At 65.4% G+C, this 1,758-nt stretch carries 2 protein-coding genes and 1 pseudogene; all 3 read right to left on the bottom strand.

All coding sequences use genetic code 11. The features are described from left to right. On the bottom strand, positions 1 to 1,000 hold a 1,000-nt coding region (locus AHiyo1_RS20915; protein ID WP_253257520.1), incomplete at its 3' end, for an RNA polymerase sigma factor. A gap of 3 nt (positions 1,001 to 1,003) precedes the next feature. Next, entirely contained in the window at positions 1,004 to 1,363 is a 360-nt protein-coding gene (locus tag AHiyo1_RS20920; RefSeq protein WP_059389873.1) for a YciI family protein, read from the bottom strand. A gap of 123 nt (positions 1,364 to 1,486) precedes the next feature. Next, positions 1,487 to 1,758 (bottom strand): annotated as a pseudogene (locus tag AHiyo1_RS20925) (SAM-dependent methyltransferase); the annotation flags it as partial.

A 1,758-nucleotide genomic window follows, 5' to 3' on the forward strand; every position in this document is an offset into this window, starting at 1 on the left:
CGACCGGACTTGGGGCCATGGCTTCAAGGACCGTGTACAACGCCAGGATCTGTGGCCAGTCGGTCTGGTCGGCCGAGGATGCCTCGGCATGGACTGCGGCGATGGCGGCCTGCAGCTGGTAGGGGCCCGGACGGCCGACCCCGAGCACTGTTGACAAGAGTTCAAGGCCCTCGGCGATCTGGGTCGTGTCCCACAGCCGGCGATCCTGTTCCGCGAGCGGCACCAACATCCCGTCCGGGAGGGACCTCGCCCGTCGTCGTGCGTCGGTGAGCAGCATGAGGGCCAGCAACCCGCCCACTTCGAGCTCGCCCGGAAGCAGCCCCCGAAGGAGCCGGGCAAGGCGGATGGCCTCGGCAGTGAGGTCTTCGCGCTGCATGGACGGGCCTGAACTGGCCGCGTAGCCCTCGTTGAAGATCAGGTACAGGACGTGGAGTACGACGCCGAGCCGCGCCTGTCGCTCGCCCGTTTCCGGGAGCTCGAAATGGGCTCCGGCCTTCTTGATGCTCTGCTTGGCCCGGCTGATCCTCTGGCCCATAGTGGCCTCCGGGACGAAGAACGCGCTGGCGATTTCCGCCGTCGTGAGCCCTCCGACTGCCCGCAAGGTCAGTGCCAGTTGCGACGGTGCCGAGAGGGCGGGGTGGCAGCACAGGAAAAGGAGGGTGAGGGTGTCTTCCGCAAACCCTTCCGGCTCACTTGTTGAGGAGGGGTCCTCGCCGGGCGGCGGTTCCATGGCCGCCGCGCGTTGTTCTCGAGCCTGCCGGGCACTTTCGCTGCGCCAGTAGTCAACCAAACGCCGCGTGGCGACCGTGAGCAGCCACGATCTCGGGTTGTCCGGGACACCGGAGGCCGGCCATTGCAATGCTGCCTCGAGCAGGGCTTCCTGGACGGCATCCTCGCACTCGGCAAATTGGCCGTGCCTGCGGACGAGCACGCCAAGGACCTGCGGCGCCAGCGTGCGCAGCAGGTCCTCGAACGTGGATTCCCGGGAAGGTTCGGCCAAGCGCTAGACCTCCGGCGGTGCGTCCTGGACGCGGCGCAACTCCACAACCGGCGCGTACTTCACGATGCTGGAGCAGATTTCCACGGCCCGTTCCTCGCTGGCGACATCCACTACCCAGTAGCCGATGAGGGATTCCTTGGCCTCGGCGAAGGGCCCATCGGTGGTGATGATCCCGGTGTCCGTCTGCTTGACCAGCTTGGCGGTGCCGGGGTCGGCCAGTCCGGCGTTGAATACCATCTCGCCGGAATCGGTGAGATCTTTGTCGATCTGGATCATGAACCCGATCATTTCCCTGATCCATTCGGGATCCGCGGTCTCCATCATGCCCTCGGCCGAACCAAACATCATGATCATGTATTTCATCTCGAACTCCTTATCAGGGCGCTCCGTGTGGGCGCTTTCGTTCATGGGTCGGAACTACCGGACGGTTTTCGACATGGTTGATGGAAATTCCCGGAAAATGTTTGGCGGGCTGTCCGCGGGCCGTTACGCCCGTGCGATCACTTCCCCGTTCGGGATCAGGAAAAATCCATCATCCGTGGAGCCCCAACGGTGCCATCCGGCGGCGATCCGGGCCAGGTCAGCCTCGTTGGCCAGCCCGTATTCCAGGGCCTGCTCTGCAAAGGCGGAGTGCAGGACGCGCTCGCTCCACACCCGCGACTGCCAACGGCGCTGCTGCGCCGTGGCGTACAGCCAGTTGCTGCTGGAGGGCGCGACGTCGGTGAAGCCCGCCTGCTGCGCCCAGGACACAAGCCGCC

This window comes from Arthrobacter sp. Hiyo1, from assembly GCF_001263615.2.
Classification (GTDB): domain Bacteria; phylum Actinomycetota; class Actinomycetes; order Actinomycetales; family Micrococcaceae; genus Arthrobacter.

Excerpts from the sequence above, each read along its gene's own strand:
- AHiyo1_RS20920 (WP_059389873.1), bottom strand. The coding sequence starts at position 1,363 with ATGAAATACATGATCATGATGTTTGGTTCGGCCGAGGGCATGATGGAG.